The sequence below is a fragment of the Psychrobacillus sp. AK 1817 genome (assembly GCF_008807035.1).
Classification (GTDB): Bacteria; Bacillota; Bacilli; order Bacillales_A; family Planococcaceae; genus Psychrobacillus; species Psychrobacillus faecigallinarum.
Window position 1 is genome coordinate 1,689,420 of sequence record NZ_CP031739.1, and the last position, 24,224, is coordinate 1,713,643.

Here is a 24,224-nt window from a genome sequence, read left to right on the forward strand (position 1 = left end):
TAGGGGCATAATCTGATTTAATTTGTGGGTAGCCTGTGAGGTATAAAAAAGCAGTAGGTTCAAATTTTGTAGGGATAATACTTTTCTTAATTCATCAGTATCAAAAGTTAAGCATTAATAACAAAAGTATACTAAGAGTACAAAAAGAAACCCCACCATTTAGTAGGTGAGGTAAGATAAAATACGATTCAACTAGTTAACAATACCCGAAATAATCACTATATCGCCTTGGACAGAGGATTTACCTGGTTCTTGCCATGATGGATGCAGTGTTACAACACCGGTAGGACCAGCATCAATGTAAATTTTGCCACCAGTAACATAAATCCATCTTAGTGTCGCGGTCGAATTTACATATAGGTTACCATTTAAGTAAGCAACAGATTCCATATCATTAGGACCATATGTTCCTGTAGTTGTAATGCCATAGGAACCGTTATAGTTACCAGCTGTATTTAGTTCAGTTGCATTTTTTAATACTAAGCTATTCCCGTCTTATACCTTCTCTATCTCTCGGCTTTTGATAGGGCCTACACCGTACAGGCGACTTTCATCGCATACGGCGTGCCGTCAGCAGTACTTCTTAAAACTTATTTCCCCATTTCTGACTATATAGTAACTTTATAAAAACGAATACTGAGGAATGTTAATAGTTTTGTTAAGCGCTATTTTGAAATTATTCGCTTTATGTTCCGAAATCATTTTAAAGATAATGATCACTCAATTGGATGTGCAAAAAAAGAAACCCCACCAAATGGTGAGGTTAAAAAATTTTAATTTCAAATTAAGGTACAGCAGTAACTATGACATTTAATGTTACATCGTTGCCACCCTGTAATGCAGCACCTTTTATGGTAATGGTACCTTGACCAGTATTGCTCGTGATTGTTCCATTTACACCATCAAAATTACTTGATTCATGCCAAGACCATGAAGAGTAGTTCCTGGAGGCACATGCCCGTTAATAGATAATCCAACCAAATCCCCACCAAATACAACATCAGAGGTATTAAAAGGAGTCGTAAAAGTATCCCCTGTCAGAGTCACTCGAAGTAATCTCCAGATAGGCCCTCCTTGTAAACTTGTTAATGATTGATTAGGAGTATTATTCTCTGCCATCTCCATTAATATTATTGGTACGCTATTCTCGTCTTATACCTTTTCTACCCTAGGTTTTATAACGAGCCTACACCATACGTGCGACCTTCATCGCATACGGCGTGCCATCAGTGATAATTCTTTATTTTCTTATTTCCCCACTACAAATATATGAGGGGGTAAATTATAATATTACAAAATAATTTAGAAATTAAATTTATCATTACAAAAATGTACCAAGAAACCTTATGAAGTTAATTCAACATGCTACATTATACAATTTCCCTAAATTACACTTCATTTATAGAACTGTATAAAATTTAGCTTACTAACGGATATGAACTTAATCTTCGAAACATAGAAAAACTTCAATTCTATACCTATTTGTATCTTCCCGTTCGTGATAAATTAGCAAATAAAAAAAGTCAACCACACGAATGTGATTGACTTCATCTTTTCATTTGTAAAACATATGACATTACTTTTGGGGAAATAAGTCATATTAAAATTACCACTGACTGGGTTCCTTCGCTCCTGCTAGTTTTATCCTTCTCATATGTTACCATACAAGTCCAATCGGCTAGCAATCAACACTACTATGAACCCGCTGCCATTCTCTTAGCTTCTATGGTGCTGATACACCTCTTCCAAGAGAACTTCAAACGTTCCGTTACTTCCATCCCTTATTTTGACAACCGTAGGTCTCCACTATTCAGGAGTGAGAACGCCTAGTTTAACAGTCAATTATACTGAGCGCCATTACATCATTTCATCTGTAAGGATGAATACTGAACTCCTAGCATTCTTCGCAATATTCACTACCTCACCCTGCCTACAGGGATTCGTCTACCTGACCATAGTTGTCTTTTAAAGAGCCCCGCCTCATTGTATGAGTACGACTTTACCTGACTTAATCCCTTTTGCTTATCAGAGCATCACTGGATCCAGGAGGATTAGGCACTTGCTCGAAGACTGTTTAACAAGAATAGGAATTACACCTACTAATTGGATGATAACAGTTGGAAAAACCTCATGTCTACTTACTAAAATCATAGAGTATAAACAACTAGATTTATAAAGTAAGGACATGAGGTATATTTTCTGCTTATTTCATCGAATTAACGATTTATAAAGCAACGTTTCGTTTATTTTTATTAAGGAGCAACTGTTACTACTACTGAAGCAGAATCAGCAGTTTTTCCAGTAGCAGTATGAGTTACTGTAAATACCACGTTTGCAGTATCAGCAGCAGCTCCAACTGCTTTACCAGTCATATCATATTTAGTTACATCTGATGTAGTTTTAACTGCAACAGTATAACCAGTTGGTACAGTAGGTAATACCACTGTTCCAGTTTGTGCATTGAATGCTGCGATAGAAGCAGCCGTCAATGACACTGTAGCTGTTTGAAGACTATCTTTACGTGCACTTCCAGCTGGAATTGCATCTACAGCTGTTTGTAACGCATTAAGGTTAGCAGTTGTAGCAGGTGCTGGTGCAGCAGCTTTGTATGCTGTTAATGCAGCTGATATTTTAGTTAGCTCATCAGTTGCTGATGCAGCTGGAATAGCAGCAATTTTTGCAACAGCATTGTCAATATTTGCATCAGTTAATGAAGCAACAGCAGCGTTAACAGCTGTATTAGCATCTGCTAATGCTTGAGCATTTGCTTGTGCATCAAGAGTTGATTGTAATGAAGTTACAATTGTTTGCAATTGAGTTTTAACTGTAGCATCATCAGCATTTACAATATTTGTAACAGCTGTTTGAGCAGCAGTAACATTAGTTTGGTTTGTAGTAGTTTGAGCAGTTACAACTGCATCTACAGCAGTTTTAGCTAATGCTGATTTCACTGTATAACCTTTGTAGTTAACGCTTGAACCAGTATTAAATACGATAGGATTTGTAATTGTACCGTTATTTGTAAGCGTTGTATTCGTGTTAGCAGCAACAGTTAAAGTAGTTACAGTAGCACCAGCGCCAACAGAAACGTTCCCACCATTTGCATTAACAGCAGTCACTGTTCCAGAGTTTACTAATGAAACAGTTCCACCAGTTACATTAAGAGCAGCAACATTGTATCCATTAAGATCGATTGTGATATTACGGTTAACTGTTGGAGCACCTGTTATTGCAGCGTCTAATACAACTGTACCAACGTTAGAATTAGCAATAGCAGCAGCTAATTCTCCAGAAGTTTTAACAACCACTGTAGAACCTGGTACTGAAGCAGCTGGTTTAGAACCTAAGTAAATACCATCGTTATCTTCTGATACAGCTACGCTATATCCAAGTTGATCTGAGTTAACTAGACCAGTAACAGATAAGATTGTAAGTGATGCAGAATCATTTTTGAATGTATCGTCTTTAGATTTGAAACCAGTAACTTTAAGAGTATCTCCATCTACGTAAGAAACATTTACTACTGCAGACTTACCTAAACCATCTCCAATTGTAATAGTTCCTGTTAAATCTTTCTTAAACTCATGACCGTAGTTTTTAACAGAATCATTGTGTAAGAAAGTAAAGTCTAAAGCATCACCGATAGATAATCCTTTATCCCCTTTATCATCTAAAACAACTTTAGTTGATGCAAATGCACCTTCGTTGATAGTTGTTGTAGCAGAACCTTCATTGTTAGCCCCATTAACACCATCTTTACCTGGTGCGTATTGGTATGCCGTGAATGTGTTACCAACTTCTTGAGTCAAGTTAACAGCTCTTAGAGTCCAGTTACCGCTTGAATCAGCAACTGTAGAATTGATGTAAGTACCATTGCGATAAATTTTTACTGTGTAACCAGCGTTAGCTTTACCACTTAAATCATAGTTATAGCCATCGTAAGTTACAGTTTTCTTAGCTGGGTTTGTAAATTTAACAACGTCTGCAACTGTTACGTCAACAGTGATGTTCCATGAAGAAACTCCATCAGCTTTTGCATTGTAATCGATTGTCAATGTATCGCCTGTTGACAAAGCAGTTTCAAATGCAGATTGAGATACTTGTTGACCGCGGATGAAGAATACGTCATTGCTATCCCATTTGAATTTTTTGTTGTTTCCGAAGATGTAATCATTTGCAGCATCAACACGTAAATCTCCGTTTACATTCTTGATTTCAACGTTAGAAACGTTTTTATCTTGTAATTCGAAGAAGTGAGTTGTTGAACCATACTTAGATTTTTTATCTCCATCTTTTTTGATGATTTTAGGTTGTACATGAAGTACTGAACTTTCACTACCAGGAGCAACAGTAAATACTAATTTACCATTTTGATCAGTTACACCTGAAATTACTCCACCGTTAACTTTTGTTCCGTTAATTGCTGAAACAACAGCTGTTGCATGGTCAACATCTTTAGTTGAAGTAGAAAGATCGCTATTTAATAAACGAACTTCAACAGCACCAACATATGGAGATCCATCAGTGTTTGTTAATGTAGCTTCGTATACACGAGTTTGTGTAGTTTCTAAGAAAGCATCATCAGTTTGGTTAACTGCAATACCTGAAGTATCTGCTACTGCTGCAGTTTTGAATGAAACTGATTTACCTTGCCAAGTTACTGTGTACTCAGTGTTAGCTTTTTGAGTAGAAGTAGTTAAGATAACTGATTTTTTATCTTCAGATAATTTAGCAGATTGAACTGTTAAACCATTGATTTTAAATTGTCCAGCTTCTAGAGTAGTAAGGTTTTTGTCTAAAGTATAAGCTTTAGAGAATTTAACTGTTACTGTGTTTGCTCCGTCACCAATAGCTGAGATAGCTTGTAATGGTAGAGAAGCTGCTACGTCTGCATAGCTTTTTTCTAATTGAGATTTGAAAGTGAATTTCGCATCTTTAAGAGTTAAGTTATAATCAGCTTTTGCTAATTCAGCAGCTGCTTCTTCTAACTTGCTTTCTTTGATCAAAGTAGAAGCTTTGTCTAAGTGCATTTTAACAGTTACGTCATACTTAACTGCGTCAAGTGCAGATTCCATAGCTGGCTTAACAGCGTTACGGATTCCGTCACGAGTAGATTGTCCGTATACACGGTCTAATAATTTAGCTTGTTTTTTATATTCGAAAGATGCTGCATGGTAAGCAGTTTCTACTTTACCAAGGTCACCAGATGCAGTAGCTGCAGTTAGGTTGCTTGTTAAAGATTTAATTTTTTCACTTGAAGTGATTGCATCAATGTAAGCTGTAGCGCGTACGATTTGTACTTTAGCATCTACTAATTTAGCTTGAACAGCTAATTTTTCAGTAGCTGATAATTTGTTAGCTGCTGCCTCTGCTGCTGCAACTGCTTTTTTAGCTGCATTGAATTCGTTAAATGGACGAGTTTTGAAGTCTGCAGAACCTTCATATGAGATAGCCCATTTTAATACTGTACCTGCATTTTGTGCGTTTGTTGCTAATTGGTTTACATTTGTTGCTGCATCAGCTTGTTGAACTGGTGCTGCTGCAACGAATGCTGAAGCTGCTACTGCAGTTGAAGCTGCAATTTTGATAGCTTTTTTCTTCATAAACTTGTGATCTCCCTTCGCTTGTGTGTTGCATTTTTTGTAGTGTGTAAAAGCGGTCGCCTGATCGCGTCCCATTATCATCACCCTAACAATATATGAGTATATCCAACTCTTATACTAAAATCAACCAATAAACTAGAAAGTTTACCAGTTTTTTTAAAGAATGATGTTATGAAAGCACCAGTGACTACATTACACTTTCCATAATACAGTAATATTACCAATTATGCTAGTCTTTTTTAGAAAATTTTCTTAATACTCTTAAGCTTGATAGATTTATATGATTTTACTTTTATTAGGATAAGTCTGATTAAAAAAATTATTTTATATTTTTTAGAAAAAGGCGTGCATTTTTCCAAATATATGTTATGATGTACAGTATAGAAGGTTACTTATAGATGTGTAACGCCGTAAACTTGTTTGTACATTCATTAGTGTGCAGCCTTCTACTTCCTTCGTTTTATCGCTCAAGAAAAGAAGCATCTGAACTTCGGATGCTTCTTTTCTTATTTTATCGGGCTTATATAAATTTATCTTCAAATTAGCATCGACTCTCCACTGAGTCGATGCTTTTTCATTGTCTTTTTCTTCTATATAAGAGATAAACATCTTCAAACTATTTTCTTTTCTAACTGATCTAACCAAGAATACTTATATTAGTATGGTATTTATATGACTCTAGCAACCTAGTTTCATTGAACCATTATATTGCCTAATAAATCTAATATAACTCTATTTTTCTTCGTAATATCTTATTCTCGAGTGTAAAACCCCTGTAAATAACTTGAAACACTAGTCTATTTATAATAGGAACAATGATTTATCTATATGGAAAGTTTCGAAGAGATTTCTCTATATTTATATAATGTTTTCCTTGGAAACTGCTAATTATTACAAGTGCCAGGCACTTGTAATACTAGTGTTATATTGAGTTTCTTCTATATAAAAGAAAACCCACTAGAGTTTGTTATAGTGGATCAAGCTCATTGCGAACTTAGATTCCAACGGATGAAGAAAAACAATTTCGACTTGCTCGAATGTAGTAATTAAATCTTTGGTTAATAAAATACAAAAAGACCACTCTCCTATAGAGAGTGGTCCCTGTTTTGTGAATAGCGATTCGCTGAGCGCTTTAATTCAAGTTTATTTAGTTTAAGATTGTACGTAATATATCTACTGCTTGATCGATTTCTTCACTAGAAACGGTTAGTGGAGGCAGTAGGCGGATGACGTTTGGTCCTGCTCCTACTAATAGAAGACCGGCGTTTTCTGCTTCGGTTATGTATGGTGCCGCTTCGTCTTCACAGACAAGTCCTAGTAATAAGCCGGCACCAACTACCTGATAGGATGGCAGTGCCTCATTTAGTTTATGCACGAAATACTTTGATTTTTGGTCAACCTCTTCTAGAAACTCTGAGACAAAGACATTTTCTAAGACAGCCTGCGCCACAGTCACTGCAAGTGGATTGCCTCCGAATGTTGTACCGTGTGTTCCAGGACCGAATGTTTCTCCCAGCTCGCTTGTTCCTAGCATTGCTCCAATTGGAAAGCCGCCGCCAAGTCCTTTAGCGAGTGTCATAATATCTGGCTTTAAGACAGTTTGCTCGTAGGCGTAGCGTGTACCAGTACGGCCGATGCCGGTTTGTACCTCGTCGACAATTAGTAGGATGCCCTTGGATTCGCATATGCTAGAGATGGCTTCGGCAAACTCAGGCGCTACTTTGTTGACGCCGCCTTCTCCTTGGATGACCTCAAGCATGATAGCACCGACCTCGTCATCAATTGCCGCTTCTAGCTTCTCTACATTATTGAAGGGAATTGTGCGGAAAGTTTCTAGCACTGGGCCAAAGCCTTGACGAACCTTCTCTTGACCAGTAGCGGACATTGCCCCGAACGTTCTTCCATGGAAGGAATTTTCGAAGGTAATGATGACGTGCTTGCCTGTATGCTTACGCGCAAGCTTGATCGCGGCTTCGTTTGCCTCTGCTCCACTATTGCAGAAAAAAGCATGGGCGAAATGAGTTTCTTCTATTAAAATGTTTGCAAGCTGCTCCTGCTTTGGACTTTCGAATAAATTAGATGTATGCCATAGCTTTTCGCTTTGCTCTTGGAGTGCTTTTACAATGGCAGGATGCGCGTGCCCTAGACTGAGTACGGCGATCCCGCTAGTGAAATCCAAGTAGCTTTTACCCTGTTCGTCCTTGACGATTGTGCCTTTTCCTTCTATTAAATGGACAGGCCGTCGAGCGTAATTTGGAAATAAAGAACTCATACGTAAACCTCCTGATGTACAATGGTTGTGCCGTGCAGCTGCTCATCTACAATTTTCACAGATGGGATCCCTTCCTTAAGGCAATCCATGGCTGCATTCACTTTTGGAATCATGCCACCATATATGTCTTCGGATTCGATCCATTTGTTGATAGAGGATGTTTGGACAACCTCTTGGATTTCTCCATTTATCTTAATGCCTGGTGTGTCTGTTACTAGCAGCAGACATTCTGCTTTTATTGCAAGAGCTATTTTGCTTGCGACTGTGTCAGCGTTTATATTGAGCGGAGTGCTATCTGGTAGGCATCCTATACAGGAAATGACTGGTGTGATGCCGTTGACGAGCAGTATTTCTAGGATGGGAGTGTTCACCTTTTTTATTTCCCCAACAAAGCCGTAAATCTCCTTGTCCAAGAAGTCGCATTCCAATAAATTACCGTCATATCCGCTCATGCCTAGTGCTGCAATTCCGTTTTGGTTTAACTGGAGCACTAGAGATGGATTGACTTTACCGACTAGTGTACATTGTACGATATCTACCGCTTCCTCAGATGTTACGCGGAAGCCATTGATGGTAGTGGATGTTACTCCATGATCAGCTAGCGATTTATTGATAGCCGGGCCACCACCGTGGACAATAATTATTTCATTGCCCTCGGCTTGTAGCTTTTTAAAGTTTGCAAAGAATTCTTCGTTCAATCCCTCGAGCATACTGCCACCGAGCTTGATAACGATCCGATTAGGAACGATAGGTTGCATTGATTTGGACGTAGTCATAAGTCAAATCACACCCCCATGCGGTTCCTTGGCCATTCCCTTGGTTGAGCTCTATTAAGAATTTTACTTCAGCCTGCTTCAAATATAGCATCGTCTCTTCCTCGGAAAATAAGACTGGCTCTCCATTCTCTACAACCGGCGTTGGTCCAATAGAAATTTTAATGGCGTTCGGATCTATGGTTGCTCCGCTATAGCCGACCGCACATATAACCCTCCCCCAGTTTGCATCGCTACCAAATACAGCAGTTTTCACAAGTGGTGAGCCTACGACAGTCTTGGCAATTTTTCGTGCCTCTTCATCGCTAAGAGCCCCTTGCACCTCAACTTCAATGAGCTTTGTCGCTCCTTCACCGTCTTTTGCAATCATTTTAGCTAAATCCAATGAAACGGTATGGAGTGTTTGCACAAAGTTATCCCAGTCTGGATGCAATGGAGTCAACGGATTGTTTTCTGCTAACCCATTTGCCATCACTACTACCATGTCATTCGTGGACGTATCGCCGTCTACTGTGATTGCATTGAAGGTCACATCAGTAATGGATTTTAATGCTGACTGCAAATGGTTTGATTCGATATTGGCATCGGTTGTTATGAAGGCAAACATTGTTGCCATGTTTGGCTCGATCATACCGGAGCCCTTGGCAGTTCCTGCGATAATGACTTCCTTGCCATCGATAACTGTTTTATAGGAAGTATCCTTTGTAACAGTGTCTGTTGTCATGATTGCTTGGGAAAAGTTGATGGCTCCTTCTAACTCGTCGGTTGGATCAAGTTTTTTTATTCCCGATAGGACTGGCTCCATTTTCATCATTTCACCGATGACTCCTGTTGAGGCAACGCCGACTAATCCTGGCTCGATACCAAGCTTTTCTGCTGTTTTTTCCTGCATTGTATAGGCATCGATTAAGCCCTGTTTTCCTGTACAGGAATTCGCAATGCCGGAGCTCACGATTAGCGCCTGCATTTTCTGTGTGGTGTAAACAACTTCCTTCGTCACGACAAGCGGAGCCCCTTGAACTGCATTTGTGGAGAAAACCCCGGCAACGCTTGCGGGCACTTCACTTGTCAGTAGAGCTAAGTCTTTTTTCTTGTGCTTAACGCCGCAGTGGATGCCGGTCGCCTTGAAACCTTTTGGTGAAGCGATGTTTTTGTACGTAATGCGCTTCATCATCATCGTTTCTGTTAACATGTGGTTTCCTCCTTTTAAATGAATAATGGCACGAGTGAGAGACCCGTCGTTTGTTTAAGATTGAATTGGACATTCATATTTTGAACGGCCTGCCCTGCAGCACCCTTGACTAGGTTGTCGATAACCGAAACAATAGTCGCTCTGTTCGTACGCGGGTCTACCTTCACATGAATATCACAATAGTTGGAGCCGTATACCTGGTTTGTGCCGAATTTATTGGTGTCTTTTATTATTCGGACAAATGGTTGGTTTGCGTATGTTTCCTGTAATGTGTTCACTAGATCCGCTTCTTTGACCCCTTTGTTTACTGGCGCATAGCTCGTTGCGAGAATTCCTCTTGTCATCGGAACAAGATGTGTCGTGAAGGTGATTGGCGTCGACTGTTTCGCAAACATTTGAATTGCCTGTTCGATTTCCGGAATATGCTGGTGCTCGTGAAGCTTGTATATTGCTGTATTTTCGTTTGTCTCACTGTAATGCGTCATCTGGCTCGGCTTGTTGCCTGCTCCAGAGATACCACTTTTAGCATCAATGACGAGATGGCTTGCGTCGATCAGGTTTTCTTTGATAAGCGGCAGCAGGGAAAGCAGGACGGCAGTTGGATAGCATCCCGGGTTAGCAATGAGCTGTGCATTCTCAATAGCAGGAGTATTCCATTCCGTTAAGCCATATACACTTTTTTCAACCGCATCAGCCTGAGCTGGAGCCTTTTTGTACCACTGCTCGTATGTAGGAAGATCCTTCAGACGAAAGTCACCGGATAGGTCGATTAGTTTTGGCTTCGTTCCAATCAGTGCTGGCAATAACTCAGAGGAAACCCCTGAGGGAGTGCTCGTGAACAACACATCATACTCTGCTAATCTATCAGTCTCGATTTTTAATAATGGCTGGTCGTAAATATTCATTAAAAATGAATATTTATGCGAAAATTGCATACCCTCTTCCGATGAAGAAAATAGATCAATACCTTGCACTTCAGGATGATTATGTAAAAGCCGTATTAACTCAAGTCCACCGTAGCCCGTAGCTCCTATAATTCCTACCTTCATATACCCACCTCTTACCATTTGTTAAAAATATTATAACTATGCATAATTATAAAGTCAACTGTATTTTTATTTGTTTTTGATGTATTTTATAATAGGGGCTATATTACAGGTGCCTGGCACCTGTAATAAAGCGAAGTAAAAAGAAAATCCGATCAAAGTAGCTGTTTATACAGCTTCGATCAGATTTTCTTTGTTAGTTTTCGAGTTTTAGGATGTTACGGGTGCCAGGCACCTGTAACATCACATCCACATTGAACTCATCTTAAATTAAGACCGGGTTTAGGATTGTTCGTTCTTCCTTTTCTGTTTTTGTTTCCACTAGCCAGTTATAAGTTTGTTCTATACCTTTTTCCATTCCATAGAAAGGGCTCCAGTTAAGAGAGTTTCTTAATTTTTCATTGCTTAGCTTGGATTTATAAATGTCTCCCTGTTTGGCTGGTGAATAGGTAACTTGAAGATCTCCGTGTATATTTGCCATTTGTTTTATGAGATTCTTTAAATTACACTCACTTTGAGTGGAGAGATTATAAACTCCAGTTAAGTTAGAATAGGAAGCTTTATATATAGCATCTGCTACATCTGCTACATAAATAAAATCTCTAGTTTGTTCCCCATCACCAAATACTTCTAGAGGTTTTCCTTTTAAAAGCCTATCTAAAAATATAGACACTACTCCTCCCTCTCCTTCATTACTTTGGCGTGGTCCATACACATTTGAAAATCGAAGTACGACACTATCTAAACCGTATAGCTCCTTCCATTTTTGACAATAGGATTCCCCAATCCATTTGCTTATTCCATACGGAGAGATAGGACTACATGGGATGTCTTCTGTTAGAGGAATTTTCTCGTTCATTCCATAAACTGCTGCAGAGGAGGCAAAAATAAACTTCTTGACGTTATACTTATGAGATAAAGAAAGCATATTCACTAGACCTACTGTATTAATCTCTGTATCTAGCCTTGGATTTATTATAGATTTGGCTACGCTAACTTGGGCGGCTAAATGAACGACTATATCAAAGTTATAAGCTTGGAAAACTTGTTCACAGCAAGAATCTATCACCGATACTCGGTAATGCTCATGCTTAAACGTAATATTTTCTTTTTTTCCAGAGGACAAATTATCAATAATGAACACTTCATGGCCCTCATTAAAAAACCTTTCTGCTACATGTGATCCAATAAAACCATAGCCCCCTGTTATGAGCACTTTCATCCCAGTTCTCCTCATGTGTACCATTCCCCCCAAACATATTTTTGATGAAAGTATTTTTCTATTGTTGTTGTTGTTGTTATAATTACATACTTTTTAACAGTCTGTAAGAAGATTTCAGCTTTCTTTCTCTAATATTTTTCTTAAATATATTTTGTTAAAACATGAATTTGTCTCTCTTTCTAACGAAAAAGTTCGAATTATATCCTCAAGCACTTAATTCAATCTAAAAAATGATGTTCATGAAAAATATCCTATATCGTTTGGACTAGAATTAATATATGTTCAAATTCAAAGTATATTACCTTTTTAGGAAAATTATTTTTATTGACCTTTAAAACAATGGCCAAACCCAATATCTTTCCAATAAAAATCTCCTTGAACATAATGTCTTATGTACAAGGAGAATATAATTAAAGCCTATTCTATTTTTACCAAACCATCATGGATATATATGAAAAACAACTTATTATTATCACAAAACGATTATTACAGGTGCCAGGCACTTGTAATAATCAATCATTGTCATAAAAAGAGAAGAAGACCCAGAAAAATTTCTGGGTCTTCTTCTTTATCTATGTTCATGTTGTTGTTTGTTCGCATTATTATTATTATCTTTTTGGTTACCATGATGGGTGTCTTTATTATTGTTACCTTTATTGCCATTATTATTGTCGTTCTTGCCGTCTGGCTTGTTATTTTGCGAATTATTATTTCGGTTGTTCTGATTCTTGCCTTTTGGCTGATCATGTTTATTAGACTGGGGTTGTTCATGTTTGTTTTGATATTCTTGCTTTTCTTTCGACTGGTTAGGGTTCGGTTTGTTTTCGGGATTATGAGATTTATTTTTTTGTTCTTTTACATCTTTGTTCGGTTGTTTCTTTTTCTCCTTCTCCCGCTTGTCAGTAGCAGCTGGAGCATGAGATGGAACGACTGGTTTTTCGACTGAGTTATTTGGTTGCTCTACATTTGTGTTGTTTGGTTTATCTACACTGGTGTTGCTTGGTTGTTCTTTGCCTGTTTTGTTTTCTTTCACTGGCTTTTGTTCTTTTTGTTTGTACTTTTGAATGGAGGTTTTTTCTTCGTTCGCTCTTTTACGTTCCTCTGTAGAGCTTTCCTTCACATTCACTTTTTGCTCTGTTTGTACAGCCTGTACTTCCTTCACCGCTTGTTCTACCTGAGATTTCACTTCTGGGTTAGCTTCTTTCTCATACACTGTGGTGATTACAAGTTCATCCTGTTTGGCTCCTACATGCTTCACTGCGTGGACTAAGACAGCAGCTAGCGTTAGATCCTCCCACCCTGTAACGTCGAGGGGGTGTCGTCATCTAAGGAACGGAGAGAAAATACCTTCCCTTCCTCATCTACACCGATTTCGACAGCCCTTTCCCCTTCAAGTTGTACATACGCATAAGCACTGTTTTGCTGAGGAATCAATGATGCGACAAAGAAAATGAGAACAACTGCCGCTACAAGCACTGGTGCTAGAATCTTTGGCTTTATTTGTGTCAGTAAAAATGGAGCACCTGCTTCTAGCACTTGAAATTCTACCTCGGCACCCATCACTGGGTCATCAACCAATGGGGTACCACGCAGAAATTCGCCTTTGCCTGTTAGAAAGACATAGTAGTCGTCTTTCTTTTCGCAGACAACGCCTCTATACGTGCGCATCATATGATTTCTCCTTTCACATAATCTTTTATATAAACGAAGTCACTGTTTAGCAACAATATTACAGCAATCATATATTTGCGATGCCGTTCTAATGTTTTGCGTGATACATCAACCAGTGCTTCGATATCTTTCAGCGGAAGCCGTTTGTGCTTGATAAAGGATTGATAGAGTTCCTCTGATTCGGAGATGATCTGTGCCACTAAAAAGGCAGTCTTCCTTGCATCCTTATGCTTTGGTGCAGCCACGGTTAATTCATTAAATGATAAATTATACTCCGCAAGCAGCTCTCCGTATCGAATCAGTTCCTCTCTCCTAGCCTCCGTCAATTGTTCTTCCGTATATGATTCAATCGATTGCTCATTCCATATAAAATGTTGCTCGTCTACACTTTCGTCAGATGCCCCAGTATGGAGTAAGAGCACCTTTTCCTTACGGGCAGCTTCTTTTCGAATAAAGTCAACGAGTCGCCTTTTAATGATTAGATGAGCAAGTGTTTGTAGTGATGCATTTTCTTTTGGATTGAAAGCAAGTAATGCTTCATGAAAGCCATTAAGCGCGATACTATATTCTTCATCCTGCTCATCGATTGGCCGCTTACAAATATAAGCTGCAGTCTTCTTTATAAAGGAGGTATTGGCTAAAAGGAGGTCATTGATTGCCTCCTCTTCGCCAGCTAATGTCCCTGAACCTAGCTTTCTTTTATTCTGTTTTGTTTTGAATAGGCCCTGAATAATGGACAAAAGCATACATACCCTCCGTTCTCATAAGCTCCGTATAAACTTGTATTGTAGCTGTCTATTCGGGAAATGAAAAGCGGTATTATGAAATATGATTAATTTCTATCATTTTTGTCGTTGTGTTGGTTGTTGTTATTATCATGTTTGTTGTGCTTGTCATGGTTATTATTTTGGTTGTGATTTTGTCCATGATTATGGTTATTTTGTTTGTCCTCTTTCCCATGTGGATGCTTATGTTGCTTTTCTGCTTTTTTATCAGCCACTTTTTGTTCCTGTAGTGCTTTTTTTGCTGCAATTTCTGCTGCTTTTGCTTTTTTCGCTGTTTCTATTTCCGCTTGCTTCGCTGCTTTTTCAGCTTCGCGTTTTGCTTCTTTTGCAGCTTTTTCTGCTGCTCTTTTTGCCTCAGCTTCTGCTTTTGCTGCTTCCTTAGCTGCTTTTTCTTCTGCTTTTTTCTTTTCTAGCTCAGCTTTTTTCTTTTCTTTTTCTGCTTTGTCCTGTTCCTTGTCTTTGTTAGGTTTGTCGTTTACTGGAGGGACAATGACAGGTTTGTCTTCTTTAGGCTCTTCTTGTTTATTTAAATAATTTTGAAGCTCAGTAATCACTGCTTTTACTTGTGTGATAATTGCTGCTTTTGTTTCTGCACTAGGAGCTTGCTGATAAGTTTTGAACAACACGATTAATCGATCGATTGCAGCCGTAAGCTCTGGTGCTTTCTCTTTATAGATATCTTTTTGAGTAGTTTCATACTCTGCAATAACTCGATTAATCACGTTTAAAATTGCTGCTTTTGCTTCTGTGCTGTCAGCATTTTCGTAAGCCTTCATCAATCCAACTAGCTTTTCCGTCGACACTTCCACTGGAATATCCAAATTTGTTGCTGGTGTTGCAGTAGGAGTTGTTTTTGTTGATTCTGCGACAGCTTTTGTTGTTTCTGGTGTTGTCGTTGTTTGAGTTGTTTCTGTTGATACCTGTTTGTTTTTGTATACATCATTGATGCTGATCGTGTCATAATTTCCACTAGCCCACGCATAACCTGCCCCTGATACTGTCAAAGTAGCTACTAATACAGCTACTCCAGTCTTCTTCCATTTCTGCATTTGATCACCTCGAATAGAATTTGCCCAGCGTTTCTTATGCGGACACCTAGTTATTCGAACCATGAGCAATTTTTATGGGGGTCGCTTTAAAAACTTTTTTGTTTTGTTACAGGTGCCTGGCACTTGTAATATTGTTACTACTACATTACGGGTGCCAGGCACCTGACATAAAGCTGTAATCAAAAAAGCAGCTACCCTCAGGTAGCTACTTTTTTGGTTTTATGCTTTTTCCATAGATCTTCTGCTGCTCCTGAGCCGAGGATTACTCCGGCTATGATGAATATTAGACTAGCAAGGTGATTCCAGCCTAGTACTTCTCCTAAGAAAATGACAGAGAAGATTAGCGAGAATACGGTGTTCAGGTTCATAAAAATGGCGGATTTGGTTGCTCCTGCTTTGCCGACTGCATAATTGTATAGCATATGACCAATTGCAGTACTGAAGATTGCAGAGGCGAAGAAAATTGCCCAGAACTTTAAATCCATTTCTGCAAATTGAGTGATCGCATTCGGCTCTTGGATAAAGCTAATTATGATTAGAATTAGCGAACCAATTACTAGCATATAAGCTGTCAGCAGTCTAGGATCTAATGTTCTAGCAGCCTTGCTGATGACCATATAACTCATTACTTGCGCGATTATAGCAAGGAATACAAAGAAATCTCCTAGACCGGAACTACCAATATCACTGCCCCCAGCCACTGAGAGACTTACTCCGATTGTCCCAAAAATAACTCCCAGCCATTGTATTTTAGAAGGAAAGTATCTTAAGATAAATGCCCCCGCTATAGCTGTTAGCATTGGTCCTGTCCCAAGAATCAATCCACCGTGCGTGCCACTTGTAATAGATAGCCCCATGTTTAAAAAATAATGATGACCCACTACGTTCGTCAGTGACCCAATCGCTATATACTTCCATTCCTGCTTAGACGGCTTTCGGATTAATTTCATTTTCCACAAAATTAGAAATACTGTTATACCAGCTGTCAAAATACGGAAGGCAGTGAGGGTTACCGGTGAAACCTCTGCTATTAAATACTTCAGCATTGGTAGATTAACTCCCCATATTAACATTACAAATACGAGCATACCGTATATTTTCCACTGGTTCATATAGTTATTCGCCTTGCTTTCATTTAGGTTAAACCTTAGTATATCGAAATAATGGTAATATGTTAAGAGAATCATCCTCTATGTATTCGGGTTTTCGCCAGCCGGAACAAAATAAGAAAAGATATAACTATAAAACAATATGTTATGCCCTTTCTATTATTTAGTTCATTTATTAATGACTACATCTGCCATAAGCGTTGGTAAGTGTTTTTAACACTTATCGTTCTTCCATATTAAACATCGCTGTCAAAATCATAATCATCTAGCTGACTTTTATAAAATTCGTGACAGTTCTCTTCAGTTGGCAACACTCCACCTTCATCAGGCAAAAGGACTCTTAACACATCCCGTCCCATTTCTCTATACTGTTTAAATTCCACTCTATAGCCCTCTATGATGTCGGAGTATTTTTTGTCTTCCTCAAATATTTTCCCATTTCGGATGTCCTCTATTAAATTGAAAGAAATAACATTTGCAACTTCTGGGTCAATATTAAGTACGATTTGAAAATCAATATGATTAAAATTCTCTTTCACTCCATGAGTATGATAATTAGAGTGTATTTGGTCATATTCTTCAGCGTAAATAATATCCATATACCAGCCGTATTTTTCTATCATTTGCTTTTCCCATTCCTCATTTTCCAAGTGATTTCCTCCAAATCTTTATTCAGCTAAGGTTTACTTACATATTTTCTAGCAAATACACAAGTTTCTTTAAACCGTGTAATTCTTTATAAGTATTTTATAAGACGAATAAAGCACTCTAGTGTGTGTCATGAACACGATGCGAAAGCGACTGTTGTGATGACTTAACGCTCCCTCAGTGGAAAGCGTACGACTAGATTGAAAATATATTCCTTATTACAATTGACCGCCCTTGTTTTCCTATTTCGAGCTACCATCCTTAAAACACTGTAAAATACAAAAAAGAGAATATATGCCCTAATGAACATAATATCCTCTTAATTGTTTAGTAGACTGTCTATATAGTTATTTGTACGTTAGGTATTTAAGATAATCTTTCCAGCTAACTGCTTTTATGCTGTTCCAGGATGGTGCTTCTAATGGAAATGGTAAGAATGCTGGTGCCTTATCTGTTTTTGTATCCTTTTCTAGGACAATCATTCCACTTTCAAGTCCCGAAAGGATAGCACAGTTATCTAGATAGAAGGGTATGGTTACTGCTGTTCGGGCAATTTTTCCTTCTTCAGTTAATATGTAAAGCTCTGCTTTTTCCTTTGAAGGGTTTAACAGCCAATCAGATTTTATTTTTACTGCATTGTCTGTTTGAGCAGTTGTAATAACGGAGTTCATATTTGCGGCAAATGGCAGATTTACCGGCTCTCCAGTTGGTTGGATCATGACCCCATATAGTGGCTCCTCAGCTTTTGAGTCGAATTGCTTGTAGGCCGACAGCCATGGAGAACTGTTAGTCGGGACTTGATTTTTCGTTATAATGCCACCTTCTACCACAGTTTCACTATGTGAGGAGTAGTTTCGAACTGGCTGATCCTTTTCTAACTCATGCCATTCCTTTTCAGGAACGAAGGTAAGTAGCGACTTTTCCTGTGAATAGATGTCTATTTTGTATTTACCGTCTAGATTTTCAACAGATGCAATGGTTCCTGCAATTGGGCTAAGGACTGAGACTGCTCCTGTCTCCTGACTGAGCTGTGCGTTAATGATTTGCATTTGGCGCTCTATATCAGCTAGCTTTTGCTCTGCTGCGGCAATAGCTTGGGCATAGCTTCCGTCTTGTTTAAGCTGAACATCCACTTGCACATTCACATCTGTGACGTCGTTGCCTTCATTGCTAGTAGTTGTGTCTGTATCAGAGTAACTGCCCTGGGAGCTAGATTTCTCCGACTCAAGGTTTCCAATAATTTGTTGCAGCTGGCTTTGCTCCTGCATATAAGCCTGTATTTCTGTTTCCCAAATCGCTCGTTGCTCTTCAGCGGAGTCTTGCTTTAATTGTGCAAGCTCCGAATCTGCTGCTATTTCTTCTCCTTCTTTTACCATGATGTTACTTACTTGTTCAGCATCGACTGTCACCGTTATTTCATCTGTAGGTACAACAAGGGATTCTTTCTCTAATTCTTTAGCATATGTATTCGTATTCACTCTCTCGTGATCCTTTAAATAATACGATCTCGCAATCTCACTCTTATCCGAGAACAGCAGAATTGCATTAGCCGCAACAAAGGTAGATACAATGATAGAAATTCCGATTACTAGCCACTTGTTCATGCTGCTTGCCCCCCTTCTATCCATTTTTCAATAGGAAGGATCTCGAACCCTGCTACTAGCAAAGCCAGCACTACCGGGATTGCTATTAAAATAATTATTAGATTACGACCCGACAAGTCTGTGTAGATACGTAGAAACTGATATTGAAGAGCAACAATTAACCCCGTAACTAGGCTTAATTCATTAAAAAAGTATATAAAAAACTTATTGCTTAAAAATAAGGCTGCCATCGGACCAAATGATAGGACCGAAAAGTCTGTTGTATATCCAACTAATGAATATAAAATAAAAACAAATGCTTTTTCCATTAACAGCAGACTCACTACAAAAAGCTGTAATACAGCAATCTTTGCTAAGTCCACGTTCGTTAGTTTATGAAGTATGTATGAAATCCCGAAAAAATAAAATGCGATATAAATAAGCGACCAAAGAATAGCTCCTATAAGGGAAACGATTCTAGCAATCACATATGTTTCTCCAAATCCTTTTGCAAATAGGGAGGTAAGTCCTTCTGTATGCATTCCCCAAACGTCTCGAAGTGCAAACAGAAGCACCCCGCATAATACAACGAACCATACGCGTCCTTTAAAGTCGCGCATGGTCGAATCCTTTAATGACATTGCTAATTCTTGTTGATGAAAAAGATATTTCCAAAATCTAAATTCAAAAAACACTAGGTGTTCCCCCTTTATGGTTGAACAGTCACCTCGACATATGCACCTTTTTCCATCTTAGTGTCTTTGTTTGACTGGAAGGTTGGGTGGATGAGTAGGAGGTATGCTGCTCCTCTTTCTAATGCTGCTTTTGGTATGACTTTTAATTGTTTTGCTGACTTTTGCTCTATTGTGACTGGAGTTCCCTCTGTCTCACCCAATTTAATCAATTCAACTCTCTCTTTGTCATTCAGTTGAATCGTTTTAGAAAATGTAATAGTAAATTGTTTATTGGTCATCACGTTTTTTATGGCCGGCATTTTCTTATATGTTTGATAATTTTCAAGAATTGCATCTAAATGTGCTTTTTCTAGCTCCATACCTTCTTCAGTAACTACTTGAGGCTTCACTCCGGTTTTATTCACAGAGCTGCCTTTAGGACCTGCAAACTCCGCGATTGTCAGCTTCAAATATGAGCCGTCCGTTAACGGATAGAACGATTGCATGGAGCCTTTCCCATAAGTCTTTTGACCATAAAGCTTGGCTGACTTCTGGTCCAAGAGCGCTGCTGCAGTCATTTCAGATGCACTCGCGCTATATCCATTCACAAGCACCTTTGTATCCTTTGGAAACAATGCCTTTTGCGGAATGGATTCAACAAGACCAACCTGATTTTTCATCATAAGCATATACGCGTATGGACTGTTCGGAAATAAACCAATTAGCTCCTCTGCGGTTTTAACAAAACCTCCACCATTGTTACGAAGGTCTAAAATATAGGAGGTCGCACCTTTCCTCGCTAGCTCCTCCTTTGCCGAAATTACAAGGGAGGCACCATCCTCAGAAAAGGAATTGACACCAATATAACCTACACCCTCATTTAAAAGCTTGTGTGTAACTACCGGGACACTAAAGTTTTTTCTCGTTAATATGTATGTTTTCTTTTGGCCCGTTGATTTCAAAACTTCTATGTTAACCTTTGTATCAGCCTTTCCAGTGATCAGGGTAGAAGCCTGCTGCACAGACATTTTCTCAGTCGATGTCCCGTCTATAGATAGAATAATATCTCCTGATTCAATTCCAGCTTCCATTGCTGCAGTTCCTTCGAATGTGCTCACTACTTGGATACCCATCTCGTGTTCTTCTATAACAACCCCAATACCTGTTGTTGTGTTATTAATAGAGTCTGTATATCTCTTAAACTCTTCCTTTGTAAAATAGGTTGAGTAAGGGTCGAGCTGCTCGATGATAGCATCAATAGAGCTTAGTTCCATTAAATTGGTTGGAAGCTCCCCTTTATAATTTTCTTCTATTACTTGCCTGACCTCATCAATAGGGGCAGCCAATGTTAAAATAGGAGCAAACAGCAATCCTATTATTAATAAAAATGTAGTTAATCCAGAGACTTTCTTCATAACTAATTCCCACTTCCCATATGCTATAAACCTATCTTAACTTAAAAAAATATGAAATGCTAAAAAGTTTATATATTTGGCAATATAAAAATTCAATTTTATTACAACATAAATGCATTTAACTACTCAGCAAAATAAAACAACCGTGAAAATTTCAATTCACGATTGTTAGAATGAGTTAACTTTTTAGTAGCTGTAGTACGGATTGAGCCTGCTGCATATGTAAGCTTAAAACATATTGACCGGCCTGCATTAAAATATTTGCTTTAGCGAGTGTCATCATCTCTTTAGCTATATCCGCATCTCTTATGCGAGATTCAGCAGCTGTTAAGTTCTCTTCCATATTAACTGCGTTATTATAAGCGTGCTCCAGCCTATTAGTATAGGCACCCATTCTGGAACGCTCACGAGACACTTGCTTAATGGCTTCATCCATGCCAGCTATCGCAGCATCTGCTTTCTCTCTTGTCGATATCGAGAGATCTTTTAACCCTAAGCTATCACCAGACATATTCCCAATGTTAAGCTCGATAGATTGCCCTGAGTTTGCACCTGCCTGAATTTTGATGGAGGTTTGAGTGCCATCCAATAACGTCTTTGTATTGAAATTAGTATCCTTAGAAATACGATTTACTTCTTTCTTCAATTCCTCAAACTCGATATTAAGCAAATCACGGTCATTGTCCGTCAGCGTATCATTAGCCGCCTGCACACCCAATTCCCTCATCCGTTGCAAAATAGCGTGCGTTTCATTTAGTGCACCTTCCGCCGTCTGCAACAATGAAATACCGTCCTGAATATTACGTGCTGCCTGCCCAAGGCCTCTGATCTGAGCTCGCATCTTTTCAGAGATCGCTAAACCTGCAGGATCATCCGCTGCACGGTTAATACGATAGCCAGAAGATAGACGTTCCATCGACCGATTAGCAATCGCCCATTGGTTATTCATATTACGAAGAATATTCAAACCAGTCGCATTCCACTTGCCTAGCATCTCTCCACCCCCACCCCATCTATTTAACCTTTATATCGACTCATCCCACAAAAATATCAATAGATAAATTATTTTTTTATTACAGCTAATATATTACAGGTGCCAGGCACCTGTAATATATTAGTTGTAACCTTTATAGACTTAATTCCGACTTATCTATTAAACAGAAAAGAGGTGAGGGTAGGCATGAAAATGACTAAATTTGGTTTCAGTTGGGAGGATATTTTGTTTGGGGTGCTCGGCTCAAGTGCGTTTATCTTTTTCCTTTACTATTTTACTTCCTTTTAACTTTTTGCTCATATAAAAAACACCTTCGAAATAATCTTTTCGTAAGGTGTTTTTTATGTTGAAAAATTAGTCCACATGGTGTCCTCCGTATGTGTCTTTGTATTGTTGTAGTTCTTTGAATAGTGCTGCGTCTTTATGAAGTAATGCATAATCTATCATACGTTCAAAATTCTCTTTTTCCAATTGTTTAATAATCTCTTTTGTTCCTTCCAATAGCATTGAGCTAGATTCTTCTACATTATTGTTTGAATTAATAATTGTTTGTAAATGCACATGAATATCAGAGACTAGTAGGAGTTGGTATAAAGGAAGTCGTATAAATCGGTTTCCTTTTTGAAAGACAAATACCTCGGACAGGTTTTCGACTTGTAACGAGTTAGCGTTGACTATTATCTCTTTTCCTTCTACAGGAATAAAATCAAATAGCTCGTCGTCCTTGCGCAAGGAAAAGTATTGATAGGCAAAAACAAGCTTTATCCTATCTCCCTCGAGCTGAGTATAAAAAGGCTTCATTAATTGTACAAGTAACATTCCATATCCCCTCCTGTCCTTTTTGAATTTTCTGATTTATATTAGTATATCATATTCTACATTTTTCGTGTAGTGTATTTATCCAAAAAAACGCATTCATATCCTTGTAGGTATAGGCTTCTCTATTCAAATTTAAAACAGCGAATCTTAGAATAAATGATAGTTAATTTCCACTATAGGAGAGGGAGCCAAGTTCCGGTTCTATAGTCGAGCTTTCTATTTTTTTCTTATGAGGAAATACCCTTCAAGATAGACAAATAATCAAAAAAGAGAATATACTTTCTTAAAATCCAAAAAAGCGAACGCAATATGCATTCGCCATTAAAATATTTCTATTTAAATTGCAATGCACTTTCTGCTCTTCCTTTTTCTCTTGGACTTGTAAAGAAACCGTATTTTTTAGGACTGTATTCTACTAAAATGGCTTCAAACACCCTTTGCAGGATTTCTTCCTTCGATGCTTCTCTCACGCTTTTAATATAAAATTGAAGCATATTTTTTTCAAAATCAAGCTGTAGATCATATATGCTGTAGTACTCTGATGCGATTAACGGTATGTGCTTTAAATTGTTTATAGGACTTTCCACAATGTATTTTATGTTCCGCGCCTTTACTCCTATTACCTTGACATGATTGAATCCATTTTTCGAATAAATGTCCAGAGATTCTAATAAAAAAGGTATATGCAATTGAATTCTTTCTACTACTCCCCACTCCTTTCTTATGTAAATTGTCCTATAAGCTTTATATACTATATTTAACCGCTCTTTTAATAAATATCTCCAATTTGGCGATTATTACAGTTTAATCCTATCTTTTCGATATTCTTGTTGCATTGTAAAGGAGGTAATTATATGGCATTTTACGAGCATCTCCGTGCTTATCGAGAACAATTAGATATTACTCAAATGGAAGCAGCGAGAAGAATAGGCATTGACCATTCAGTTTTGTCTAAATACGAAAAGGGTGACTTAGCCATTCCCATTGACTTACTTATGAAAATTAAAGAGGTGTATGCGATCTCGAATGACGATTTTCTAAATATGCTGGAGGATAAGCCTTCTAAAAGTAAGAATCCTGGCTTGGAGGCGCGTGAAAGTCGATCAAAGTATATAGAAGCATTTCAGGAGGAATATGTTACCCCACTTGCATCCTATAAAGAGTTTCGTCTTCTTGTAATGGATATTAAATCAGTTTCCAAAGAGGAAAAGGAACTTAAACGATACATAAAAGGCTTATTAAAAAAAGATTAAAATCCTTACTTATGATCAGCATAGGTAAGGCTTTTTATTTTAGTGAATCACTTTTACACTCCTCTGGCTTTTATTCGAGCAGGATTAAACGTATAATGGAAGGAAAGCCTTTTTTC

The 24,224-nt window shown here is 38.2% G+C and carries 22 protein-coding genes; 1 reads left to right on the top strand and 21 read right to left on the bottom strand.

The features are described from left to right. Nucleotides 1–192: 192 nt before the first annotated feature. The 21 genes from D0S48_RS08445 to D0S48_RS08545 form a co-directional block, all read right to left on the bottom strand. Entirely contained in the window at nucleotides 193–390 is a 198-nt protein-coding gene (locus D0S48_RS08445) for a hypothetical protein (protein WP_151111250.1), read from the bottom strand. Nucleotides 391–894: 504 nt separating this feature from the next. Next, entirely contained in the window at nucleotides 895–1,047 is a 153-nt protein-coding gene (locus D0S48_RS08450; protein ID WP_191963898.1) for a hypothetical protein, read from the bottom strand. Nucleotides 1,048–2,252: 1,205 nt separating this feature from the next. Then, nucleotides 2,253–5,603 (bottom strand): hypothetical protein, encoded by a 3,351-nt coding sequence (locus D0S48_RS08455; RefSeq protein ID WP_151111254.1) that lies wholly within the window; start codon nucleotides 5,601–5,603, stop codon nucleotides 2,253–2,255. 366 nt (nucleotides 5,604–5,969) lie between these two features. Beyond that, entirely contained in the window at nucleotides 5,970–6,218 is a 249-nt protein-coding gene (locus D0S48_RS08460; RefSeq protein WP_151111256.1) for a hypothetical protein, read from the bottom strand. 532 nt (nucleotides 6,219–6,750) lie between these two features. Continuing rightward, nucleotides 6,751–7,875 (bottom strand): acetylornithine transaminase, encoded by a 1,125-nt coding sequence (locus tag D0S48_RS08465; protein ID WP_151111258.1) that lies wholly within the window; start codon nucleotides 7,873–7,875, stop codon nucleotides 6,751–6,753. Beyond that, entirely contained in the window at nucleotides 7,872–8,651 is a 780-nt protein-coding gene (argB, locus tag D0S48_RS08470) for an acetylglutamate kinase (protein WP_151111260.1), read from the bottom strand. The genes D0S48_RS08465 and argB overlap by 4 nt, the downstream gene beginning before the upstream one ends. Beyond that, a complete protein-coding gene (argJ, locus tag D0S48_RS08475) occupies nucleotides 8,614–9,840 on the bottom strand; it encodes a bifunctional glutamate N-acetyltransferase/amino-acid acetyltransferase ArgJ (RefSeq protein ID WP_151111262.1) in 1,227 nt (408 codons plus the stop codon). The genes argB and argJ overlap by 38 nt, the downstream gene beginning before the upstream one ends. Before the next feature lie 14 nt (nucleotides 9,841–9,854). Continuing rightward, entirely contained in the window at nucleotides 9,855–10,889 is a 1,035-nt protein-coding gene (gene argC, locus D0S48_RS08480; RefSeq protein WP_151113768.1) for an N-acetyl-gamma-glutamyl-phosphate reductase, read from the bottom strand. A 262-nt stretch (nucleotides 10,890–11,151) separates the two neighbouring features. Further along, nucleotides 11,152–12,108: an NAD-dependent epimerase/dehydratase family protein gene (locus tag D0S48_RS08485; protein WP_151111264.1), complete on the bottom strand. Its 957-nt coding sequence runs from the start codon at nucleotides 12,106–12,108 to the stop codon at nucleotides 11,152–11,154. A 568-nt stretch (nucleotides 12,109–12,676) separates the two neighbouring features. Beyond that, complete coding sequence (locus D0S48_RS08490) at nucleotides 12,677–13,366, bottom strand: hypothetical protein (RefSeq protein ID WP_151111266.1); 690 nt, start codon at nucleotides 13,364–13,366, stop codon at nucleotides 12,677–12,679. 26 nt (nucleotides 13,367–13,392) lie between these two features. After that, a complete protein-coding gene (locus D0S48_RS08495) occupies nucleotides 13,393–13,779 on the bottom strand; it encodes an anti-sigma factor domain-containing protein (RefSeq protein ID WP_151111268.1) in 387 nt (128 codons plus the stop codon). Further along, nucleotides 13,776–14,525 (bottom strand): RNA polymerase sigma-I factor, encoded by a 750-nt coding sequence (gene sigI / locus D0S48_RS08500; protein WP_144540452.1) that lies wholly within the window; start codon nucleotides 14,523–14,525, stop codon nucleotides 13,776–13,778. The genes D0S48_RS08495 and sigI overlap by 4 nt, the downstream gene beginning before the upstream one ends. 86 nt (nucleotides 14,526–14,611) lie before the next feature. Then, the gene (locus tag D0S48_RS08505) at nucleotides 14,612–15,613 is read right to left on the bottom strand and encodes a hypothetical protein (RefSeq protein WP_151111270.1); all 1,002 of its coding nucleotides are present in this window, start codon (nucleotides 15,611–15,613) and stop codon (nucleotides 14,612–14,614) included. Between the two features lie 197 nt (nucleotides 15,614–15,810). Continuing rightward, the gene (locus D0S48_RS08510; protein WP_151111272.1) at nucleotides 15,811–16,725 is read right to left on the bottom strand and encodes a DMT family transporter; all 915 of its coding nucleotides are present in this window, start codon (nucleotides 16,723–16,725) and stop codon (nucleotides 15,811–15,813) included. 233 nt (nucleotides 16,726–16,958) lie between these two features. After that, nucleotides 16,959–17,372, bottom strand: a complete 414-nt coding sequence (locus D0S48_RS08515; protein WP_225321722.1) for a DUF4262 domain-containing protein — start codon at nucleotides 17,370–17,372, stop codon at nucleotides 16,959–16,961. Between the two features lie 345 nt (nucleotides 17,373–17,717). Further along, nucleotides 17,718–18,974, bottom strand: a complete 1,257-nt coding sequence (locus D0S48_RS08520) for an efflux RND transporter periplasmic adaptor subunit (RefSeq protein ID WP_151111274.1) — start codon at nucleotides 18,972–18,974, stop codon at nucleotides 17,718–17,720. Then, a complete protein-coding gene (locus D0S48_RS08525) occupies nucleotides 18,971–19,648 on the bottom strand; it encodes a hypothetical protein (RefSeq protein ID WP_144540459.1) in 678 nt (225 codons plus the stop codon). The genes D0S48_RS08520 and D0S48_RS08525 overlap by 4 nt, the downstream gene beginning before the upstream one ends. 14 nt (nucleotides 19,649–19,662) lie before the next feature. After that, nucleotides 19,663–21,042 (bottom strand): S41 family peptidase, encoded by a 1,380-nt coding sequence (locus tag D0S48_RS08530; protein WP_151111276.1) that lies wholly within the window; start codon nucleotides 21,040–21,042, stop codon nucleotides 19,663–19,665. Between the two features lie 178 nt (nucleotides 21,043–21,220). Then, a complete protein-coding gene (locus D0S48_RS08535) occupies nucleotides 21,221–22,036 on the bottom strand; it encodes a flagellin N-terminal helical domain-containing protein (RefSeq protein ID WP_151111277.1) in 816 nt (271 codons plus the stop codon). A 354-nt stretch (nucleotides 22,037–22,390) separates the two neighbouring features. Further along, the gene (locus D0S48_RS08540; RefSeq protein ID WP_144540466.1) at nucleotides 22,391–22,855 is read right to left on the bottom strand and encodes a transcriptional regulator; all 465 of its coding nucleotides are present in this window, start codon (nucleotides 22,853–22,855) and stop codon (nucleotides 22,391–22,393) included. A 332-nt stretch (nucleotides 22,856–23,187) separates the two neighbouring features. Next, the gene (locus D0S48_RS08545; protein ID WP_154311439.1) at nucleotides 23,188–23,544 is read right to left on the bottom strand and encodes a hypothetical protein; all 357 of its coding nucleotides are present in this window, start codon (nucleotides 23,542–23,544) and stop codon (nucleotides 23,188–23,190) included. A 165-nt stretch (nucleotides 23,545–23,709) separates the two neighbouring features. Here D0S48_RS08545 and D0S48_RS08550 point away from each other — a divergent pair, with 165 nt between their 5' ends. Further along, a complete protein-coding gene (locus tag D0S48_RS08550) occupies nucleotides 23,710–24,108 on the top strand; it encodes a helix-turn-helix domain-containing protein (RefSeq protein WP_151111281.1) in 399 nt (132 codons plus the stop codon). The last annotated feature ends 116 nt before the right edge of the window (nucleotides 24,109–24,224 follow it).